This is a genomic window from Roseicyclus sediminis (assembly GCF_025515305.1).
Lineage (GTDB): Bacteria > Pseudomonadota > Alphaproteobacteria > Rhodobacterales > Rhodobacteraceae > Roseibacterium > Roseibacterium sediminis.
Map to the genome: position 1 here is coordinate 1 of NZ_JAOPHT010000015.1, position 16,812 is coordinate 16,812.

Here is a 16,812-nt window from a genome sequence, read left to right on the forward strand (position 1 = left end):
CGCGGCAGCTTTCGCGCCGCGGCCCGGGCCGGTGTCATGGTATCAGGGCATCACTGCATCTGCACGGGGCAGGAGCCGTCCTCGGTGAAGTTGTGCACCATGATCTCGCCCGCGATGATGGCGGCCTGCGCCTCTTCGACGGCGGCGATCATCTCTTCGGTGATGAGTTCCGCGTTGAACTCGTCGAGCGCGTAGCCGACGCCCTCTTCTGCCAGGCCGAAGACATGGATGCCGGTCTCGAGATCTGCGCCCGTCGTGAAGGCGTCGTAGACGGCCACGTCAACGCGCTTGAGCATCGACGTCAGGACCGAGCCGGGGTGCAGGTAGTTCTGGTTGCTGTCCACGCCGATCGAGAGGATGCCCTCGTCGGCCGCGACCTGCAGAACGCCGAGGCCGGTGCCGCCGGCTGCCGCGTAGACGACGTCTGCGCCCTGGGCGATCTGGCCGCGGGTCAGCTCGCCGCCGCGCACCGGGTCGTTCCATGCCGCGGGCGTGGTGCCGGTCATGTTGGCGATCACGGTGGCCTCGGGGTTCACGGCGACGACGCCCTGCGCATAGCCGCAGGCGAAGCGCGAGATCAGCGGGATGTCCATGCCGCCGACGAAACCGACGGTGCCGGTCTCGGAGGCCATCGCGGCCAGCATGCCGACGAGGTAGGAACCCTCATGCTCGGAGAAGATGACCGAGCGCACGTTGGGCTCGTCCACCACGCCGTCGATGATGACGAAGGTCGTGTCGGGATAGTCGGGCGCGACCACCGACAGCGGCGTGGCCTGGCTGAAGCCGGCCATCACGATCGGGTTGGAACCCGCCTCGGCGAGGCGGCGCATGGCCTGCTCGCGCTGGGCGTCGGACTGCAGCTCGATCTCGCGGTAGGTGCCGCCGGTTTCCTCGGCCCAGCGTTCGGCGCCGTTGAAGGCGGCTTCGTTGAACGAGCGGTCGAACTTGCCGCCGAGGTCGAAGATGATCGCCGGCCCGTCGGCCAGCGCGCCGGTCGCCGACATCGCCAGGACGGCGGCGGCGCTCAAGAGTTTTTTCATTGTGGTCATGCGTATCTCCCGGTTGGTGGCGGGACCGGGCCGTGTCTCGGCCACGTGTCCTCTCGCGAAAAGATCGGTGACGATCCCCGGGCCGATTAAGGGCAAAGCTCATGCAGGTGGTCAACCGGTTTCTGGCGCGTCGCAGGCCCGTGAAGGCTGCCCTAGCGTCAGGTTTCGTCCGCCGTGCCCGTTTGCCGGGCAGGCAGCGTAATGGTCAGGGTCAAGGCATCGGTGCGCACACCACCCGGCCGCCGGTAGTAACCCTGCCGTCGGCCCGTTTCGACCAGCCCCGCGGCGGCATATAGCGCGCGCGCGGCACGGTTGTCGGCGGCGACCTCGAGGTGCAGGACCGAGCATCCACGGGCGGTCGCCGCATCGAGGACCATCTCCATCAACGCGTGGCCATGTCCCTGTCCCTGCGCCGCCGGAGCGATGGCGATGGTCAGAAGCTCGGCCTCTGGCGGGATGATCTGAAGGAGGGCGAAGCCGTGGTCGCCACCGGAGACGGCCACCGTTCCGGGCCGTTCCATCAGGCTCGCGATCGCATCCCTGTCCCACGCCTCGCCGTCCGCGAAGGCTGCGGCGTGGATCTCGGCCATCCGTTCGGGGCTCATGACGGCAGGATCACCGGCCCCGCATCGCGCGAGGGGGCGGCATCGGCCGCGCGGATATAGAGCGGTGCCGGGCGCGGCAGGTCCGGATCGAGGCGGCGGGCCGCCGCGATCCTCGCGATCGCCTCGGCAAGCGGCATCGCGGGCGCAAGCACGGTGAGCCCCGGGATCACTCCGGCCGCCTCCGCCGCGCCGGAGCCCGTCACCCTCGGCGTGGCAATCGTGTGGGGCAGGTCGCTTGTGACCAGAAGCCGGGGCGTCCCGGCTCCGGCCCCGTCGAAGGCTTGTACGTATACCTCGGATCGCCGCGCGTCCTCGATCACGGTGATGGGACGCGGCAGGCCATGGCACCGCGCCTCGAGCGTCGAGACCCCGACGGCCGGGATGCCGAGCGCCAGTGCCAGGCCCCGCGCGGCCGCGACGGAGATGCGGATGCCGGTGAAATTGCCCGGGCCGATGCCCACGCCGATGGCGTCCAGATCGCCAGGCGCGGCGCCCCCCGCCTCGATCACTTCCGCGAGAAGCGGCATCAGCCGCTCGGCCTGCCCCTTGCCCATGTCCTCATGCGCCGTCGCCAGCACCCGGTCGCCCGACAGCAAAGCGGCCGCGCAATGCGCGGCCGATGTGTCGAAACCCAGGATCAGGGGCTCAGACGTTGACAGGACGCACCTCGAGCACTTCGGGAATGTAGTGCCGAAGCAGGTTCTCGATCCCCATCTTCAGCGTCAGCGTGGAGGAGGGGCAGCCAGCGCAGGCGCCCTGCATGTGCAGGTAGACCACGCCGCGGTCGAAGCCGTGGAAGGTGATGTCGCCGCCATCCTGAGCCACGGCGGGCCGCACGCGCGTGTCGAGCAGCGTCTTGATCTGCCCCACGATCTCGGCGTCCTCGCCATCATGTTCGGCATGGCCGCCGGTGCCACCGCCCTCGCCCTCCATCACGGGCGCGCCGGACTGGAAATGCTCCATGATCGCGCCGAGGATGGCGGGCTTCATGTGGTCCCATTCCGCGCCCTCGGCCTTGGTCACGGTGACGAAGTCGGTGCCGAAGAAGACGCCGGTCACGTTGTCCACGTCGAAGATGCGCCGGGCCAGCGGCGATTTCTGCGCGGCGTCGGCGTTCGGGAAATCGGCGGTGCCCATCTCCAGCACGGACTGTCCGGGCAGGAACTTCAGCGTCGCGGGGTTCGGCGTGGATTCGGTCTGGATGAACATGCGGTCGGTCCTCCGGGGGTTGTCCGAGATATGCGGGCGGGCCCCGCCGAAGTCAAGTTTTGGAACCGTTCTAAACTCGGCTCGATCAGGTGATCTGTTCGAGCTGTTCCTTGGACAGCTCGCCCGGAACGATCGTGATCGGTACCGGGAGGGTGCCCGCCTGCTTGACCATCGCGGTCACCAGCGGCCCCGGACCGCCCTTGCCCGAACCCGCGCCGAGGACGAGAACCCCGATCTCGGGTGTCGCCCGGATATGGGCGAGGATCTGGTCCACCGGCTCTCCTTCGCGGATCACGAGGGAGGGGTCGACCTTCTGGCGGTCGCGCATCCACTTGGCGAAGACGTTGAAATGCGCCTCGATCCGTTCACGGGCCTCGGCGCGCATCACTTCGCCCACACCGATCCAGTGGTTGAACTCGTCAGGCGGGATGACCGACAGGATCTCGACACCGCCGCCCGTGTTGGCCGCGCGCATGGCGGCGAAACGCATCGCGTTCAGGCATTCGCGCGTGTCGTCCAGGACCACGAGAAACTTGCGCATTCGGAGGCTCCCTTCCGCTGGGCAAGTCTGCGCCACCTCGTCGCCGGGCGCAATGACATAGGCGCCGCGTCAGTCCGCGCCGCTGTGCGCCCAGTCCCAGTAGAGATCGCGGGCCTTCTTCGCCATCGGTCCCTGCTGATAGTGTGTTCCGTCGAACTCCGCGACCGGGGTCACCTTGTTGAGGTTGCCGGTCATGAAGACCTCGTCTGCATGGCGGAAATCATCGAAGGTCAGAACCGTCTCGACCACCTCGACCCCGTCGGCGCGGAGGTTGGCGATGTGGCGCTTGCGCGTGATGCCGGCAAGGAAGGTGCCGTTCGGGATCGGCGTGAAGACGACACCGTCGCGCACCATGAAGATGTTGGCCGACGCCGTCTCGGCCACGTTGCCGAGCGCATCTGCCACCAGCGTGTTGTCGTATCCCTTCGACCGCGCCTCGGCGAGCATGCGGGCGTTGTTGGGATAGAGGCACCCGGCCTTCGCGTTGCAGACCGCGTCGGCCAGCACGGGGCGACGGAATTGCGTCGTGGTCAGGCGCGAGGCGGCCCCGGGCTTGGCCATGGGCACCTCCTCGAGGCAGACGCAGAAACCCGCGGGCGCCTCTCCGGGCAGAATGCCCATGTGCCCGCCCTCGATGCCCCAGAACATCGGACGGATGTAGACGGCGGCGTCCTTCGGATAAAGGCGCAGGCCCTCCTGGACGATATCGAAGATTTCCTGAGGGGACTGGGCGGGATGCAACATCAGCGCATGGGCCGAGGCGACGACGCGCTCGCAGTGCGCCTTGAGATCGGGGGCGAGCCCGTCGACGTACCGGGCCCCGTCGAAGACCGTCGTCCCCAGCCAGGAGCCATGATCGGCCGCGCGCATGATGGCGACATCGCCCTCGTGCCACCGGCCTTCGAAATAGGTCCTGATGTTGGTTCCCGTCGCCATGCCTCACCTCCGCCGGTTTCCGGGCGGAGGTTAGGCCGGGCTCAGGTCAATGGGAAGACCCGGAGGTGAACCCCATCTGGTAGTCCATCGTCGCACCCTGGCGCGTCGATGCGGTGCGCCCGATGGGCGCCGCCGGTTTCTTGTGTGGCCGGGCGCCGCGCATTGCGGGTCCCGTGGCGTTAGGGGCTTCTGTCGACCGGTCTGCACGGACGATGATACGTTCGGAGGGCCGACGCCCCGCCATCTGCGGCTTGCGCATGATAGTCTCCCTCTTACTGCGGATTGTGTTGAGTACCGGGGGTGTATACCGCGCGTTTGTAAAAGTCCAATGAAACCGGCAGCGCTAACATGTGCGCAGTTGCACAGATCCGGCCCTCACGCCTCGGCCAGAAGTGCGTCGAGGTCGAGCGGCGTGTTCGACATGGCAAGCTCTCCGGTGGCGGTTCGGGGCCAGTCGGCCTCGGCCCGGTCGCGGTAGATCTCGATTCCATTGCCATCCGGGTCGCGGAAATAGATCGCCTCGGAGACGCCATGATCGGCGGCGCCGTCGATCGGGACGCCCGCGGCGACCACGGAAGCGAATGTCTGCGCCAGTGCCTGCCGGTGAGGGTAGAGCAGCGCGACATGGTAGAGGCCGGTCGTGCCGCGGCCAGGTGGGTGTCCGCCACGGCTGTCCCAGGTGTTCAGCCCGATATGATGGTGATAGCCGCCCGCCGAAAGGAAGGCGGCCTGCGTGCCGTAGCGCTGCATCAGGTCGAAGCCCATGACATCGCGCCAGAAGGCGATGGCGCGGTCGAGGTCTGAGACCTTCAGGTGGACGTGGCCGATGCGGGTCTCGGGGTGCGTGCTGTGGGGCATGGTCTACTCCTTTGCGCGACAGATGCCTTCCCGGCCCGCAACGCAAAAGTCCCGCCAGCGCAGGGAGGATGTGCGATTATTCGCATGAATGATCGCCGCGAAGCGGATTTTCGGACGAAAACCCGGCGCCTCAGCTCCGCAGCATCCCGACGATATCGTAGGTTCGCTCGAGGATCGGCACCGTGATCTCGCGCGCCCGCTCCGCCCCGCGGCCGAGGATCGCGTCGATCTCGGCGGGATCGTTCATCAGTCGCTTCATCTCGGTCGAGATCGGCGCCAGCTTCTCGACCGCGAGGTCGGCCAGCGCCATCTTGAAGTGTCCGAACATCGCGCCCGAATGCGCATCCAGCACGGCCTGAGGTGTGGTCTCGGCCAGGGCGGCATAGATGTTCACGAGGTTCCGCGCCTCGGGCCGTGTCTCGAGCCCCCCGACCACCTCGGGCAGCGGGTCGGGATCGGTCTTGGCCTTGCGGATCTTCTTCGCGATGGCGTCCGCGTCGTCGGTCAGGTTGATGCGCGTCTTGTCCGAGGGGTCGGACTTCGACATCTTCTTCGTGCCGTCCTGCAGGTTCATGACCCGCGTCGCCACGCCCTCGATGACGGGCTCGGTGATCGGGAAGAACTCCACCCCGTAGTCGTGGTTGAACTTCGCGGCGATGTCGCGGGTCAGCTCCAGGTGCTGCTTCTGGTCCTCGCCCACGGGGACGTGTGTCGCGTGGTAGACCAGGATGTCGGCGGCCATCAGGGCGGGATAGGCGAACAGGCCCAGCGAGGCGGCCTCGGCGTTCTTGCCGGCCTTGTCCTTCCACTGGGTCATCCGGCCCATCCAGCCCATCCGCGCGATGCAGTTGAAGATCCACGCCAGTTGCGCGTGTTCGGGCACCTGGCTCTGGTTGATGAGGATGGATTTCTCCGGGTCGATACCTGCGGCGATGAAGCCCGCGCAAAGCTCCCGCGTGTTGTTGCGAAGGACATCGGGGTCCAGCAGCTTTGCCGTGATCGCGTGCAGGTCGACCATGCAGTAGACGGTCTCGAACCCGCCGGCATCCTGCATGTCGACCCACCGCTTCATCGCGCCGAGGTAGTTGCCGAGCGTCAGGCCGCCCGAGGGCTGCATGCCCGAGAAGACGCGGGGGGTGAATGTCGGCTCGCTCATGCTCTGCCTTCCCGTGGATGCGCGAGGCCCCTCTGGCCAACCGCCGCGGCATCGCTTAGCCAAGGGGCATATCGGCGTCAACCGAAGGTCCCGTCACCATGGAGAACCACAACGTCTCGCCGTTCAATGCGCTGCCGCCGGTCGTGGTCGCGCTGGCCGTCGTCATCGCGGGCATCGAGGGGATGTTCCAGCTCGCCACGGCGGGCTTTCTCGGCGGGCAGGGAGGCGTCGGCTGGCGGCTCGGCGCGATGCAGGATTACGCGGTCCTGAACGAGGTCGCCGACTGGATGCTGGCCAATGGCCGCTTCCCGCCCGATCAACTCCTACGGTTCCTGACCTATCCGCTGATCCATGCCGGTTTCGTGCACGCGGCCTTTGTCGTCGTGTTCATCCTCGCCATCGGCAAGATGGTGGCCGAGGTCTTTTCGCCCATGGCCTTCGTCGCCGTTTTCTGGGTCTCCGCCATCGTCGGGGCGCTGGGCTTCGTTCTCCTTCTCGACAGCCCCTATCCGCTGGTGGGAGGCTATCCTGGCGTCTACGGCCTGATCGGAGCCTTCACCTTCCTCATGTGGGTCGATGCCTCGCGGCGCGGCGACAGCAGGATGCGTGCCTTCGGCCTGATCGGCGCGCTTCTCGCCATCCAGCTGATCTTCGGCGTCATCCAGGGCGAGTTCGGCAGCGTCGTCGCGGACCTGTCGGGCTTCATCGCCGGGTTCCTCCTGTCCTTCCTCGTCAGTCCGGGCGGCTGGCGGCGCGCTCTCGACAAGCTCCGGCAGCGCTAGCCGCGCCGCAGGGCGCGCCGGAACTCGCCGAGGCGGAAGGCGCCGAGAAGCTGGCCCAGAACGCCGTAGACGACGATCGCGCCGACGATCAGGATCGCGAGCGCGGCATAGCGCCAGCCGGGCATCCCCAGGAACGGCCCCCAGACGATCAGCCCCGACCAGAGCCCTGCGCCCATCAGGATCGAGGCGAACACGATCCGCCAGATGCGGCGGCGGAAGCGTTCGTCGAAATGCGCGACCTCGCCCATTCCGCGCCGCCCCCTCAGCAGCAGCCAGACCATGGCCCATGCCGCGAGCGTTGTGCCGATCGCGGCGCCGATGAAGCCGAGCAGCCAGGCGAAGCCGATGGCGGCGACCGCGTTCACGACCATGGCGACAAGGGCGTAGCGGAAAGGCGTGCGGGTATCCTCGCGCGCGAAGTAGAGCGGCTGCAGCACCTTCTGCAGCACGAACGCGGGCAGACCCGCGCCGTAGACGGCGAGGGCGAGCGCCGTGGCGGCGGTGTCGTCGGCCCCGAAGGCGCCGCGTTCGAAAAGGACGGAAACGATGGGTACCGGCATGACCACAAGCGCCACGGCGGCCGGGATCGTCAGTGCCATCGAGATCTCGCCGGCGCGGCTCAGCGCGTCGCGTCCGCCCATGTCGTCGCCCGCCCGCAGACGGCGGGAGAGATCGGGCAGGAGCACCACGCCGACGGCGATCCCGACCACGCCGAGCGGGAGCTGGTAGAGCCGGTCCGCGAAGGAAAGCCAGGCGATTGCGCCATCGAAAAACGAGCCCACCTGCCGGCCCACGAGCAGGTTCACCTGCACCACGCCACCGGCCAGCATCGCGGGCAGGGCTATGATGGCGAGCCGCTTCATGTCCGGTGTCAGCCGCGGAAGCCGCGGCACCAGCGCATAGCCAGTCCTCGCGGCGGCGATCCACACGAGGCCCATCTGCGCGACACCGGCTATCAGTACCCCCCAGGTCAGGAGCGTTCCGTGGCGCAGCATGAGGCCCTCGGCGCTCTCGACCGAGGTGACGTCGATGGCGAGCGCCGGCAGCGCGCCGCGTTCGGCAGCGATAAGCGCCAAGACAAGAATGATGTTCAGCAGGAGCGGCGCCGCGGCGGCCGCGGCAAAGCGCCCCGAGGCGTTCAGCACTCCCGACAGGAGGGCCGCGAGCGAGATGAACAGGATATAGGCGAACGCGATCCGCCCGAAATCGGTGGCCAGCTCCAGCCTCACGTCGCCCGCGAAGCCCGCCGCCATGGCCAGCACCAGCCACGGCATGAAGATGATGGCGACGACGGTCAGAACGATCAGGACGGCGGCCAGCCCCGAGAAGGCGTCGCGCGCGAAGTCGCGGGCGTCCTCGCCGGATTCCAGCTTCTTCGAGAACATCGGTACGAAGGCCGTGTTGAAGGCGCCTTCCGCGAAGAAGCGGCGGAACATGTTGGGAAGCGAGAAGGCGACGAGGAACGCCTCGGCCACCGGCCCTGCGCCCATCGTGCCCGCGATCAGGATGTCGCGCGCGAAGCCCAGGACACGGCTCATCAGGGTCCAGAAGCCGACCGTGACGAACCCCGTTACCAGGCGGATCGGCTTGGCCGCCGCCATCTCAGGCCCCGGCCCGCTCGGCGACGCGGGCGATGGCGTCGCGGAGTTTGCGCTCCAGTGCCTCCTGCCGGGCGGTCGTATAGAGCTTCAGCCCGAACATGTCCTTGACGTAGAAGACGTCGACCACCTGCGCCCCGTAGGTCGCGATGACCGCATGGGCGATATAGATGTTCGAAGCCGCCAGCGTCTTCGTCAGGTCGTAGAGCAGGCCCGGACGGTCGCGGGTATCGACCTCGATGATCGTGTAGATCTCGGAGCCGTCGTTGTCGAAGGTGATGTTCGTGGGCACCGCGAAGGGGCGCTCGCGCTTCTTGATCTTGTCCCGGCCTTCCAGCGCCTTCGAGGCCACGACCTCGCCCTTGAGCGTCTTGCCGATCATGCCCTTGAGCCGTGGCAGACGCGCGGCCTCGTAGGGATTGCCCTCGGCGTCCTGCACCCAGAAGACGGCGGTCGCGTAGCCGTCCTTGGAGGTATAGGTGCGCGCGTCCACGACGTTCGCCCCCACCAGCGACAGGGCGCCCGCGAGGCGCGAGAATATGCCGGGATGGTCGGCGAGGACGAAGCAGACTCGTGTCGCGTCGCGGTCGTGGTCCTGCCGGGTGTCGATGCGGATCTCGTCGTCCTTCAGGCCGCGCAGCATCTGCGCGAAGGTGACCTGCGTCGCGATGTCGAGACCCTGCCAGTACGGCCCGTAGTGGCGGTCCACCTCGGTCTTGAGTTCCGCCTTGGGCCAGTCCGACAAGGCATCGCGCAGGGCCTTCTTCGCCTCGCCTTCGAGGTTCTCGCGGTTGAGGTCCTCGAGCCCCGTCTCAAGCGCCGTCGCCGTCGCCCGGTACAGCCCGCGAAGAAGCGTGGCTTTCCAGTTGTTCCAGGTGTTCGGCCCGACGCCACGGATGTCGCAGACCGTCAGCACGGTCAGAAACTCAAGCCGCTCCCGCGTCTTAACGGCCTTGGCGAAGTCACGCACCGTGCGCGGGTCCGAGATGTCGCGCTTCTGCGCCATGTCCGACATCAGGAGGTGATAGCGCACCAGCCACTCAACCGTCTCGGCCTCGGCGGGCTTCAGCCCCAGGCGCGGCGCGACCGTGCGGGCGATCCGGGCCCCGACGATCGAATGATCCTCCTTCCGGCCCTTTCCGATGTCGTGAAGAAGGCAGGCGACATAGAGAACCTTTCGGTTCACCCCGCGCTTGAGGATGCCGGAGGCGACGGGCAGTTCCTCGACCAGTTCGCCGCGCTCGATCTGCGCAAGCGTCGAGATCACCTGGATGGTGTGCTCGTCCACCGTGTAGCTGTGATACATGTTGAACTGCATCATCGCGACGACGGGGGCGAATTCCGGCACGAAGGCCGCCAGCACGCCCAACTCGTTCATGCGCCGCAGCGCACGCTCGGGATTGCCGTGCTTGAGCATCAGGTCGAGGAAGATGCCGCAGGCTTCGGGATCGCGGCGCATCGCGTCGTCGATCGTCCCGATCCGCGCCTGCACTTCCCGCATCGCGTCGGGGTGAATGAGATACCCCGTGCGCAGCGCCTCCTCGAACAGGCGCAGGATGTTCAGCTTGTCGGCGAAGAAGGCGTCAGGCTTCTCCACGGTGATCCGGTTCTGCTTGATCGCATAGCCGTCCTTGACCTTCTTGCGGCGCGTCCGGCCGCGCAGGAAGCCGAGGATCGCGGGGGCCTGCTTGACGTGGCGGGCCTCCAGTTCGGTCAGGAAGATGCGCGTCAGCTCCCCCACACGGGTGGCATGCCGGAAATAGTCCTGCATGAAGTGTTCCACCGCGCGCCGGCCCGAATGGTCCTCGTAGCCCAGCCGTTCGGCCACAGCGACCTGGTTGTCGAAGGTCAGCTGGTCCTGCGCGCGCCCTGCGATGAGGTGCAGGTGGCAGCGCACGGCCCAGAGGAACCGCTCGGCCGCGTCGAAGGCGGCGAATTCCTCGGGGCGGAAGACGCCGATCCCCACCAGTTCCTCGATCCGGGTGACGCCGTGTTCGTACTTGGCGATCCAGTAGAGCGTCTGGAGATCCCTGAGGCCGCCCTTGCCCTCCTTTACGTTGGGTTCCAGCATGTAGCGCTGGCCGCCCTGTTTCTTGTGCCGGTTCGCGCGCTCCTCGAGCTTGGCCTCGATGAACTCGCCTACGGTGCCCTCGAAGAGTTGCGAGCGCAGGGCGTGCTGCAGGTCCTCGCCGACCGCTTCGTCCCCGGCGATATAACGCATCTCCAGCAGGCTGGTGCGGATCGTCACGTCCTGCTTGCCCAGGCGCAGGCATTCCTTGACCGTGCGCGAGGCGTGGCCGACCTTCATCCGCAGATCCCAGAGCATGTAGAGGGCGCTTTCGATCACGCTCTCGACGGCCGCCGTCATCTTCCAGGGCAGGACGAACAGGAGGTCGACGTCCGAATAGGGTGCCATCTCGCCGCGGCCGTAGCCGCCCACGGCCATCACCCCCATGCGCTCGGCCTCGGAGGGCAGCGGGTTGGGATGCAGGTGCTTCTCCGCCACGCGGAGGACCTCGCGCACGAGGCAGTCGGTCAGGTGGCAATAGGCCCGTGTGGCGCGGCGGGCCGCGAGGGGTTGGGCTTCGAATGCGGCCTCTATGGCCGCGCGCCCCTGCGCGTTCGCCGCCGTAAGTTCTGTCACCGCGGCGGCGCGTATCGCCGCGGCATCGGGGGCGGCGGCGCAGGCGGCATCGATCCGCGCGCGCACGCTCGCGGTATCGAAGATGGCCTCGCCGGGGGCGATCAGCGTCCCGGGTTCGGTGGCGGGGGTGAGGCGGGGGTTCCGGTCAGAGACCGGGACCGCCAAGACGTCTTGGGGCGGGGTCAATGATGGCCACCTGGTTGTCGATCACTTGGGCGATCGCCAGCGCCCTCTGGTTGGTTCCGTCGGGCAGAAGCCGGAAGGCCCCGTTGGCCCCCTCGAACCCGGTCGAGGCCGTGAGTTCCGCCCCGCCGAGGCGACCCGCGGTCGCGGCCGTGTCGGCCACGGCGCGCATCCCGTCATAGGCCAGCGCGGCCAGGTTGTGGGGCGGAGTGCCATAGGCCGCGGCGTAACGTGCCTCGAAGGTCGACAGCGCGCCCTGGTCGGGCATGGTGAACCATCCGCCCTGCAGCCCGGGGAATTCCAGCGTCTGCGGCGGCGTATCCCAGCGCGTCAGCCCCAGCACCCGCACGGTCGTCAGGTCGAGGCCGTTCTCCGGCAGAAGCTGCGCGAAGAAGGGCAGCGCCCCGGCGCTGTCGGAGGACAGCAGCACCGCGTTCGCCCCGTTCTGGCGCACCGCCTCGACGACCTGCGGCACAGCGTTGATGACGCCGGTCTGCGAGAATTCGTAGGGCACGGTTGCCGCGATCGTCGCACCGGACCGCGCGGCGGCCCGCTGCACGGCCTCGCGCGCGACCTCGCCCGCGAGGTTCGAGGCGTGTACCAGCACGATGTTGCCCTGCCCCTGGCGCGCAGCATAGGACACGATCCGGTCGGCGGCATTGGCGAAGGTATGGCCGAGCACGAAGACATTGCCGCCCGCGACCTCGGTGTTGTTGGAGAAGCTCAGGACGGCGACGCCGGAATTCGCAACCGCGACGCCGACGGCGGCCGCGGCCTCCGAGCGGAGCGGGCCCAGAATGACGTCGGCGCCTTCCTGAACGGCCTGCCGTGCGACCGAGGCCGCCTGGGCCGAGTCGCCGCCGGTGTCGTAGACGCGGATGTCGAGGGTGACGCCGGTCTGTTCGCTGGCCGCGAGCCGGGCCGCGTTCTCCAGCGAGCGCGCGATGATCGCGTCACCGCCCTGCTGCGAGCTGAGCGGCAGGAGCATCGCGACCTCGACGGTCTGCCCGCTGATCCGGGGACCGGTGCCGAGAACCGGCCCGCCGACCTGGCAGCCGGCCAGCACGAGCGCCGCGAGCCCGAGCCATGCCAGCCGAAGCGGGTTGCGTAGTCGGCGGAAAGCGGAAAACATCTGCTCTGGTCCTCCGTGGGGCATTCTTCTGTCCGGGTCCCGCGGTTCCGACCTGTCCGAAGGGCGGGCCGCAGGCCTGCGCCAAAGCTACGGCCTTGGGGCAGGATAGTAAACGGACCATCGCCGCGGCACGGGACACTCGGTAATGATCACAGGGAGGGCATGACCCATGGCGCAGAGCGATGGCAAGACGCGGCGCGACGCACAGGGCGCGGACGGCGGCGCTCCGCCGGTTTCGGCCGCGGCGCTGGCGCCGGGCCTGCATTTCGTCGCCACGCCCATCGGCACGGCGCGCGACATCACGCTGCGCGCGCTCGACACCCTGCGCGAGGCTGACGCGATCGCCGCCGAGGACACCCGAAGCGCCCGGCGCCTCATGGAACTGCACGGCGTCCCGGTCGCGGGTCGGCCGATCCTGCCCTACCACGATCACAACGGCCCCGCGATGCGCCCGCGGCTGATCGCGATGCTGAAGGAGGGGTTGCGCGTGGCCTATGTCTCCGACGCGGGCACGCCGCTCGTCGCCGACCCGGGCTACCAGCTGGCCCGCGCCGCGATCGAAGCCGGTATCCCGATCACCGCCGCGCCGGGTCCCTCGGCGGTCCTCGCGGCGTTGACGGTGTCGGGCCTGCCGTCGGACCGGTTCCTCTTCGCGGGGTTTCCGCCGACGCAGGCGGGTGCGCGGAAGGCTTGGCTCGCCGATCTCGACGCGGCAGGGGGCACCGTGATCCTTTTCGAAAGTCCCAAGCGCGTTCATCGGTTGTTAGGCGAATTGTGCGAGGTTCTGGGAGACGAGCGTCCGGCGGCGCTGTGCCGGGAACTGACCAAGCGGTTCGAGGATGTGCGCCGGGGATCGCTCGGCACCCTGCGCGACGCGGTCGCCGATGATCCGCCCCGTGGGGAATGCGTACTCGTGCTGGACCGCGCCCCCGCGGTCCGTGCCTCCGATGACGTGCTGGAGGACGAACTGCGCGCGGCCCTGACACGGCTTAGCGTGAAGGCCGCTGCGGCGGAAGTTTCGGAACGGCTCGGCCTCCCTCGGCGGGAGGTCTACCAGGCGGCCCTTCGCCTGAAGGAGGAAAGTGGCGATGAGCAGGTGCGCGATGGCAGAGCGGGCGGCCGCTGACGGACCGGTAGACAGCCTCCGCGGCCAGGATCGCCTGCCCCGAGAACCGGAAGGGCCCATCGCCGTCAAGGCGCCTCGCGCACGGCGCGGGCAGCGCAACTACCACGCAGGCGTCGCCGCCGAGGAGCAGGTCGCGCGTTTCTATGAACGCAGCGGGCATCGTGTGCGCACCCGTCGTTGGCGCGGCAAGGCCGGCGAGATCGACCTGGTGTTCGAGAAGGCGGGAGAAATCGTCTTCGTCGAGGTGAAGGCCTCCACCACGCATGCCCGTGCGGCAGAATCCCTGACCGCGCGCCAGGTCGGTCGCCTCCTCCGGAGTGCGGAGGCCTATCTCGGGCTGCTGCCTGCCGGATCCCTGACGCCGATGCGGTTCGACGTGGCGCTCGTGGATCGGAGCGGACGGCTCGACATCATTCCGAACGCGCTCTGCGCGTGACCCCATTGCACTCGGCCGGTGACCGCGCCATCAAGTGGCCCGGACCCGGCTTGGGAGGCAGGACATGAAGGTGGCATTCCAGATGGACCCGATCGGGTCCGTCAACTTCGAGGCCGACAGCACGTTCCGGTTGGCCGAGGAAGCGCAGTCGCGGGGTCACGAACTCTGGCACTACACGCCCGATTGCCTCTCCTTCAGGGAGGGTCACGTCATGGCGCGGGCACAGCCGCTCCGGGTGCAGCGGGTGAGGGGCGACCATGCTCATCTCGGTGAAACCGAGGATCTCGACCTTGCCGAAGTGGACGTCGTATGGCTCCGCCAGGATCCGCCCTTCGACATGGGCTACATAACGACCACCCACATCCTCGACCGGCTGAAGGGGAAGTCCCTCGTGGTCAACGACCCGTTCTGGGTCCGCAATTCCCCTGAAAAGCTGCTCGTTCTCGATTTCCCCGATCTCACGCCACCCACGACGATCGCCCGCGACATCGGCGTTCTGCGCGAGTTCAAGTCCCGCCACGGCGACATCATCCTCAAGCCGCTCTACGGCAATGGCGGTGCGGGCGTGTTCCGGCTCGACCCCAACGACCGCAACCTCGCGTCGCTGCACGAGCTGTTCACGGGAATGAGCCGCGAGCCCCTGATCGTGCAGAAGTTCCTTCCCGACGTCTCCGCGGGCGACAAGCGCATCATCCTCGTCGATGGCGAACCGGCCGGTGCCATCAACCGCGTCCCAGCGGCCGGAGAGACGCGGTCGAACATGCATGTCGGCGGCCGTCCCGAGCAGGCGACGCTCACCGCCCGCGAGCGGGAGATCTGCGCCGCGATCGGGCCCCGCCTGCGCGAAATGGGGCAGGTCTTCGTCGGCATCGACGTGATCGGCGGCTGGCTGACGGAAATCAACGTGACCTCGCCCACCGGCATCCAGGAGCTCGAGCGCTTCGACGGGGTCAACGTCGCGGCGATGATCTGGGACGCGGTCGAGCGTCGGCTCGCCGCCTAGAGCTCCGGCGCGCCGATCAGCCGGTAGCTGACGGCCTCGGCCACGTGCGGTGTCGATACGGTTTCGCTTCCCTCGAGATCGGCGATGGTACGTGCGAGCCTGAGCACCCGGTGATAGCCGCGCGCCGAAAGCCGGAACCGCTCGGCGGCCTTCAGCAGCATTTCCTTGCCCGCCGCGTCCGGCATCGCGATCCGGTCCAGCAGCGCTCCCTCGGCGTCGGCGTTCACGCGGGCCGTCGAGCCGAGCTTCGCGAATCGCGCCGCCTGCACGTCGCGCGCGGTCTTGACGCGGGCGGCGATGGCGACGGAGGTTTCGCCCCCAGGCGCCGCATCGAGGTCACGGTAGGAGACGGCGGGCACCTCGATCCTGAGGTCGAAGCGGTCCATGAGCGGACCCGAGATGCGCCCGAGGTAGTCCTGCCCGCAGATGGGCGCCCGCCCGCAGGCCTCGTTTGCGTCATAGAGGTGCCCGCAGCGGCAGGGATTGGCCGCGGCGATCAGCATGAAGCGGCAGGGGTATTTCACGTGCGCATTGGCCCGCGCCACCACCACCTCGCCGGTCTCGATGGGCTGGCGCAGGGTTTCCAGCACGGCGCGCGGGTATTCCGGGAATTCGTCGAGAAAGAGAACGCCATTATGGGCGAGCGAGATCTCCCCGGGCTTCGCTCCGCGCCCGCCGCCGACAACGGCGGCCATGGACGCGGTATGATGCGGCGCGCGGAAGGGGCGGGTCCGCGATATCCCGCCTTCGTCGAGAAGGCCCGCGATCGAATGGATCATCGAGGTCTCCAGCGCTTCGGCCGCGGAAAGATGCGGCAGGAGGCCGGGCAGGCGGGCCGCGAGCATCGACTTGCCCGAGCCCGGCGCGCCGATCATCAGGAGGTGGTGGCGTCCGGCCGCCGCGATCTCCAGCGCGCGCTTGGCGCGTTCCTGTCCACGGACCTCGGAGAGGCAGCCGGCGACCGGCGTCTCGCGCACCTCGCCGGGACGTGCGGGTTCGAGGGGCGCGCGATCCGTCAGGTGAGCGACGAGTTCCGCGAGGTTCGCCGCGGCGAAGACGGGCGTCGCACCGACCCACGCGGCTTCGGCCCCGCACCCCGAAGGGCACAGCAGCACGCGCCCATCCTCTCCCGCCGCCAGTGCCGTGGGCAGCGCCCCGTGCACGGCCACGAGGCGGCCGTCGAGCGACAGTTCGCCCAGCGCCATGCTGTCCGCGACCCGGTCGGGCGGCACGATCCCGATGGCTGCAAGCAGGGCCAGCGTGATGGGCAGGTCGAAATGCGAGCCTTCCTTGGGCAGGTCGGCGGGAGAGAGGTTCACCGTGATCCGCTTGGAGGGAAGCGCGATGGCCATGGCCTGAAGCGCGGTGCGCACCCGTTCGCGCGCCTCCGATACCGCCTTGTCCGGCAGGCCTACGACGGCAAAACCCGGCAGTCCCGCGGTGACCGCGCATTGCACCTCCACGCGCCGCGCTTCGAGCCCCTCGAAGGCAACGGAATGGCAGCGCGCGACGCTTTCGGGCCGGGGTCCGTCGAACATGGTTAACGGATAGGCC

General features: G+C 68.3%; 16 protein-coding genes. 4 read left to right on the forward strand and 12 right to left on the reverse strand.

Translation table 11 applies throughout. From position 1 onward, the window contains the following. Positions 1-50 precede the first annotated feature (50 nt). From N8I71_RS16250 to trpS, 8 genes are all read right to left on the reverse strand, one after another. Positions 51-1,049, reverse strand: a complete 999-nt coding sequence (locus tag N8I71_RS16250) for a BMP family lipoprotein (protein ID WP_262879066.1) — start codon at positions 1,047-1,049, stop codon at positions 51-53. 158 nt (positions 1,050-1,207) lie between these two features. Further along, the gene (locus N8I71_RS16255; RefSeq protein WP_262879067.1) at positions 1,208-1,654 is read right to left on the reverse strand and encodes a GNAT family N-acetyltransferase; all 447 of its coding nucleotides are present in this window, start codon (positions 1,652-1,654) and stop codon (positions 1,208-1,210) included. Next, positions 1,651-2,313 carry a tRNA (adenosine(37)-N6)-threonylcarbamoyltransferase complex dimerization subunit type 1 TsaB gene (tsaB, locus tag N8I71_RS16260; protein ID WP_262879151.1) on the reverse strand — a complete coding sequence of 221 codons (663 nt, stop codon included), beginning with the start codon at positions 2,311-2,313 and terminating at the stop codon, positions 1,651-1,653. The genes N8I71_RS16255 and tsaB overlap by 4 nt, the downstream gene beginning before the upstream one ends. After that, positions 2,300-2,863 carry a NifU family protein gene (locus tag N8I71_RS16265; RefSeq protein ID WP_262879068.1) on the reverse strand — a complete coding sequence of 188 codons (564 nt, stop codon included), beginning with the start codon at positions 2,861-2,863 and terminating at the stop codon, positions 2,300-2,302. The genes tsaB and N8I71_RS16265 overlap by 14 nt, the downstream gene beginning before the upstream one ends. 85 nt (positions 2,864-2,948) lie before the next feature. Then, on the reverse strand, positions 2,949-3,404 hold the full coding sequence (locus tag N8I71_RS16270; protein WP_262879069.1) for a universal stress protein: 456 nt from the start codon (positions 3,402-3,404) through the stop codon (positions 2,949-2,951). A gap of 69 nt (positions 3,405-3,473) precedes the next feature. Next, positions 3,474-4,340: a branched-chain amino acid aminotransferase gene (locus tag N8I71_RS16275; RefSeq protein WP_262879070.1), complete on the reverse strand. Its 867-nt coding sequence runs from the start codon at positions 4,338-4,340 to the stop codon at positions 3,474-3,476. A gap of 375 nt (positions 4,341-4,715) precedes the next feature. Further along, entirely contained in the window at positions 4,716-5,198 is a 483-nt protein-coding gene (locus tag N8I71_RS16280; protein ID WP_262879071.1) for a VOC family protein, read from the reverse strand. A 130-nt stretch (positions 5,199-5,328) separates the two neighbouring features. After that, positions 5,329-6,354 carry a tryptophan--tRNA ligase gene (gene trpS / locus N8I71_RS16285; protein WP_262879072.1) on the reverse strand — a complete coding sequence of 342 codons (1,026 nt, stop codon included), beginning with the start codon at positions 6,352-6,354 and terminating at the stop codon, positions 5,329-5,331. A 98-nt stretch (positions 6,355-6,452) separates the two neighbouring features. Between trpS and N8I71_RS16290 the strand changes: the two genes are divergently transcribed. Further along, positions 6,453-7,136, forward strand: a complete 684-nt coding sequence (locus tag N8I71_RS16290) for a rhomboid family intramembrane serine protease (protein ID WP_262879073.1) — start codon at positions 6,453-6,455, stop codon at positions 7,134-7,136. Here N8I71_RS16290 and murJ read toward each other — a convergent pair. From murJ to N8I71_RS16305, 3 genes are read right to left on the reverse strand one after another with little or no spacing between them, the layout of a single operon-like run. Then, a complete protein-coding gene (murJ, locus tag N8I71_RS16295) occupies positions 7,133-8,737 on the reverse strand; it encodes a murein biosynthesis integral membrane protein MurJ (protein ID WP_262879074.1) in 1,605 nt (534 codons plus the stop codon). The genes N8I71_RS16290 and murJ overlap by 4 nt on opposite strands. 1 nt (position 8,738) lies before the next feature. Beyond that, on the reverse strand, positions 8,739-11,543 hold the full coding sequence (locus N8I71_RS16300; protein WP_406676152.1) for a [protein-PII] uridylyltransferase: 2,805 nt from the start codon (positions 11,541-11,543) through the stop codon (positions 8,739-8,741). Continuing rightward, positions 11,524-12,693, reverse strand: a complete 1,170-nt coding sequence (locus tag N8I71_RS16305) for a penicillin-binding protein activator (RefSeq protein WP_262879075.1) — start codon at positions 12,691-12,693, stop codon at positions 11,524-11,526. The genes N8I71_RS16300 and N8I71_RS16305 overlap by 20 nt, the downstream gene beginning before the upstream one ends. A 169-nt stretch (positions 12,694-12,862) precedes the next feature. Here N8I71_RS16305 and rsmI point away from each other — a divergent pair, with 169 nt between their 5' ends. From rsmI to gshB, 3 genes are all read left to right on the forward strand, one after another. Continuing rightward, a complete protein-coding gene (gene rsmI / locus N8I71_RS16310; protein WP_262879076.1) occupies positions 12,863-13,819 on the forward strand; it encodes a 16S rRNA (cytidine(1402)-2'-O)-methyltransferase in 957 nt (318 codons plus the stop codon). 58 nt (positions 13,820-13,877) lie between these two features. After that, the gene (locus N8I71_RS16315; RefSeq protein ID WP_262879153.1) at positions 13,878-14,255 is read left to right on the forward strand and encodes a YraN family protein; all 378 of its coding nucleotides are present in this window, start codon (positions 13,878-13,880) and stop codon (positions 14,253-14,255) included. Positions 14,256-14,319: 64 nt separating this feature from the next. Further along, complete coding sequence (gene gshB, locus N8I71_RS16320) at positions 14,320-15,258, forward strand: glutathione synthase (RefSeq protein WP_262879077.1); 939 nt, start codon at positions 14,320-14,322, stop codon at positions 15,256-15,258. Here the strand turns inward: gshB and N8I71_RS16325 are convergent. Next, positions 15,255-16,796, reverse strand: coding sequence for a YifB family Mg chelatase-like AAA ATPase (locus N8I71_RS16325; RefSeq protein ID WP_262879078.1), 1,542 nt, complete (start codon positions 16,794-16,796; stop codon positions 15,255-15,257). The two genes, gshB and N8I71_RS16325, sit on opposite strands and share 4 nt — an antisense overlap. Positions 16,797-16,812: the final 16 nt, after the last annotated feature.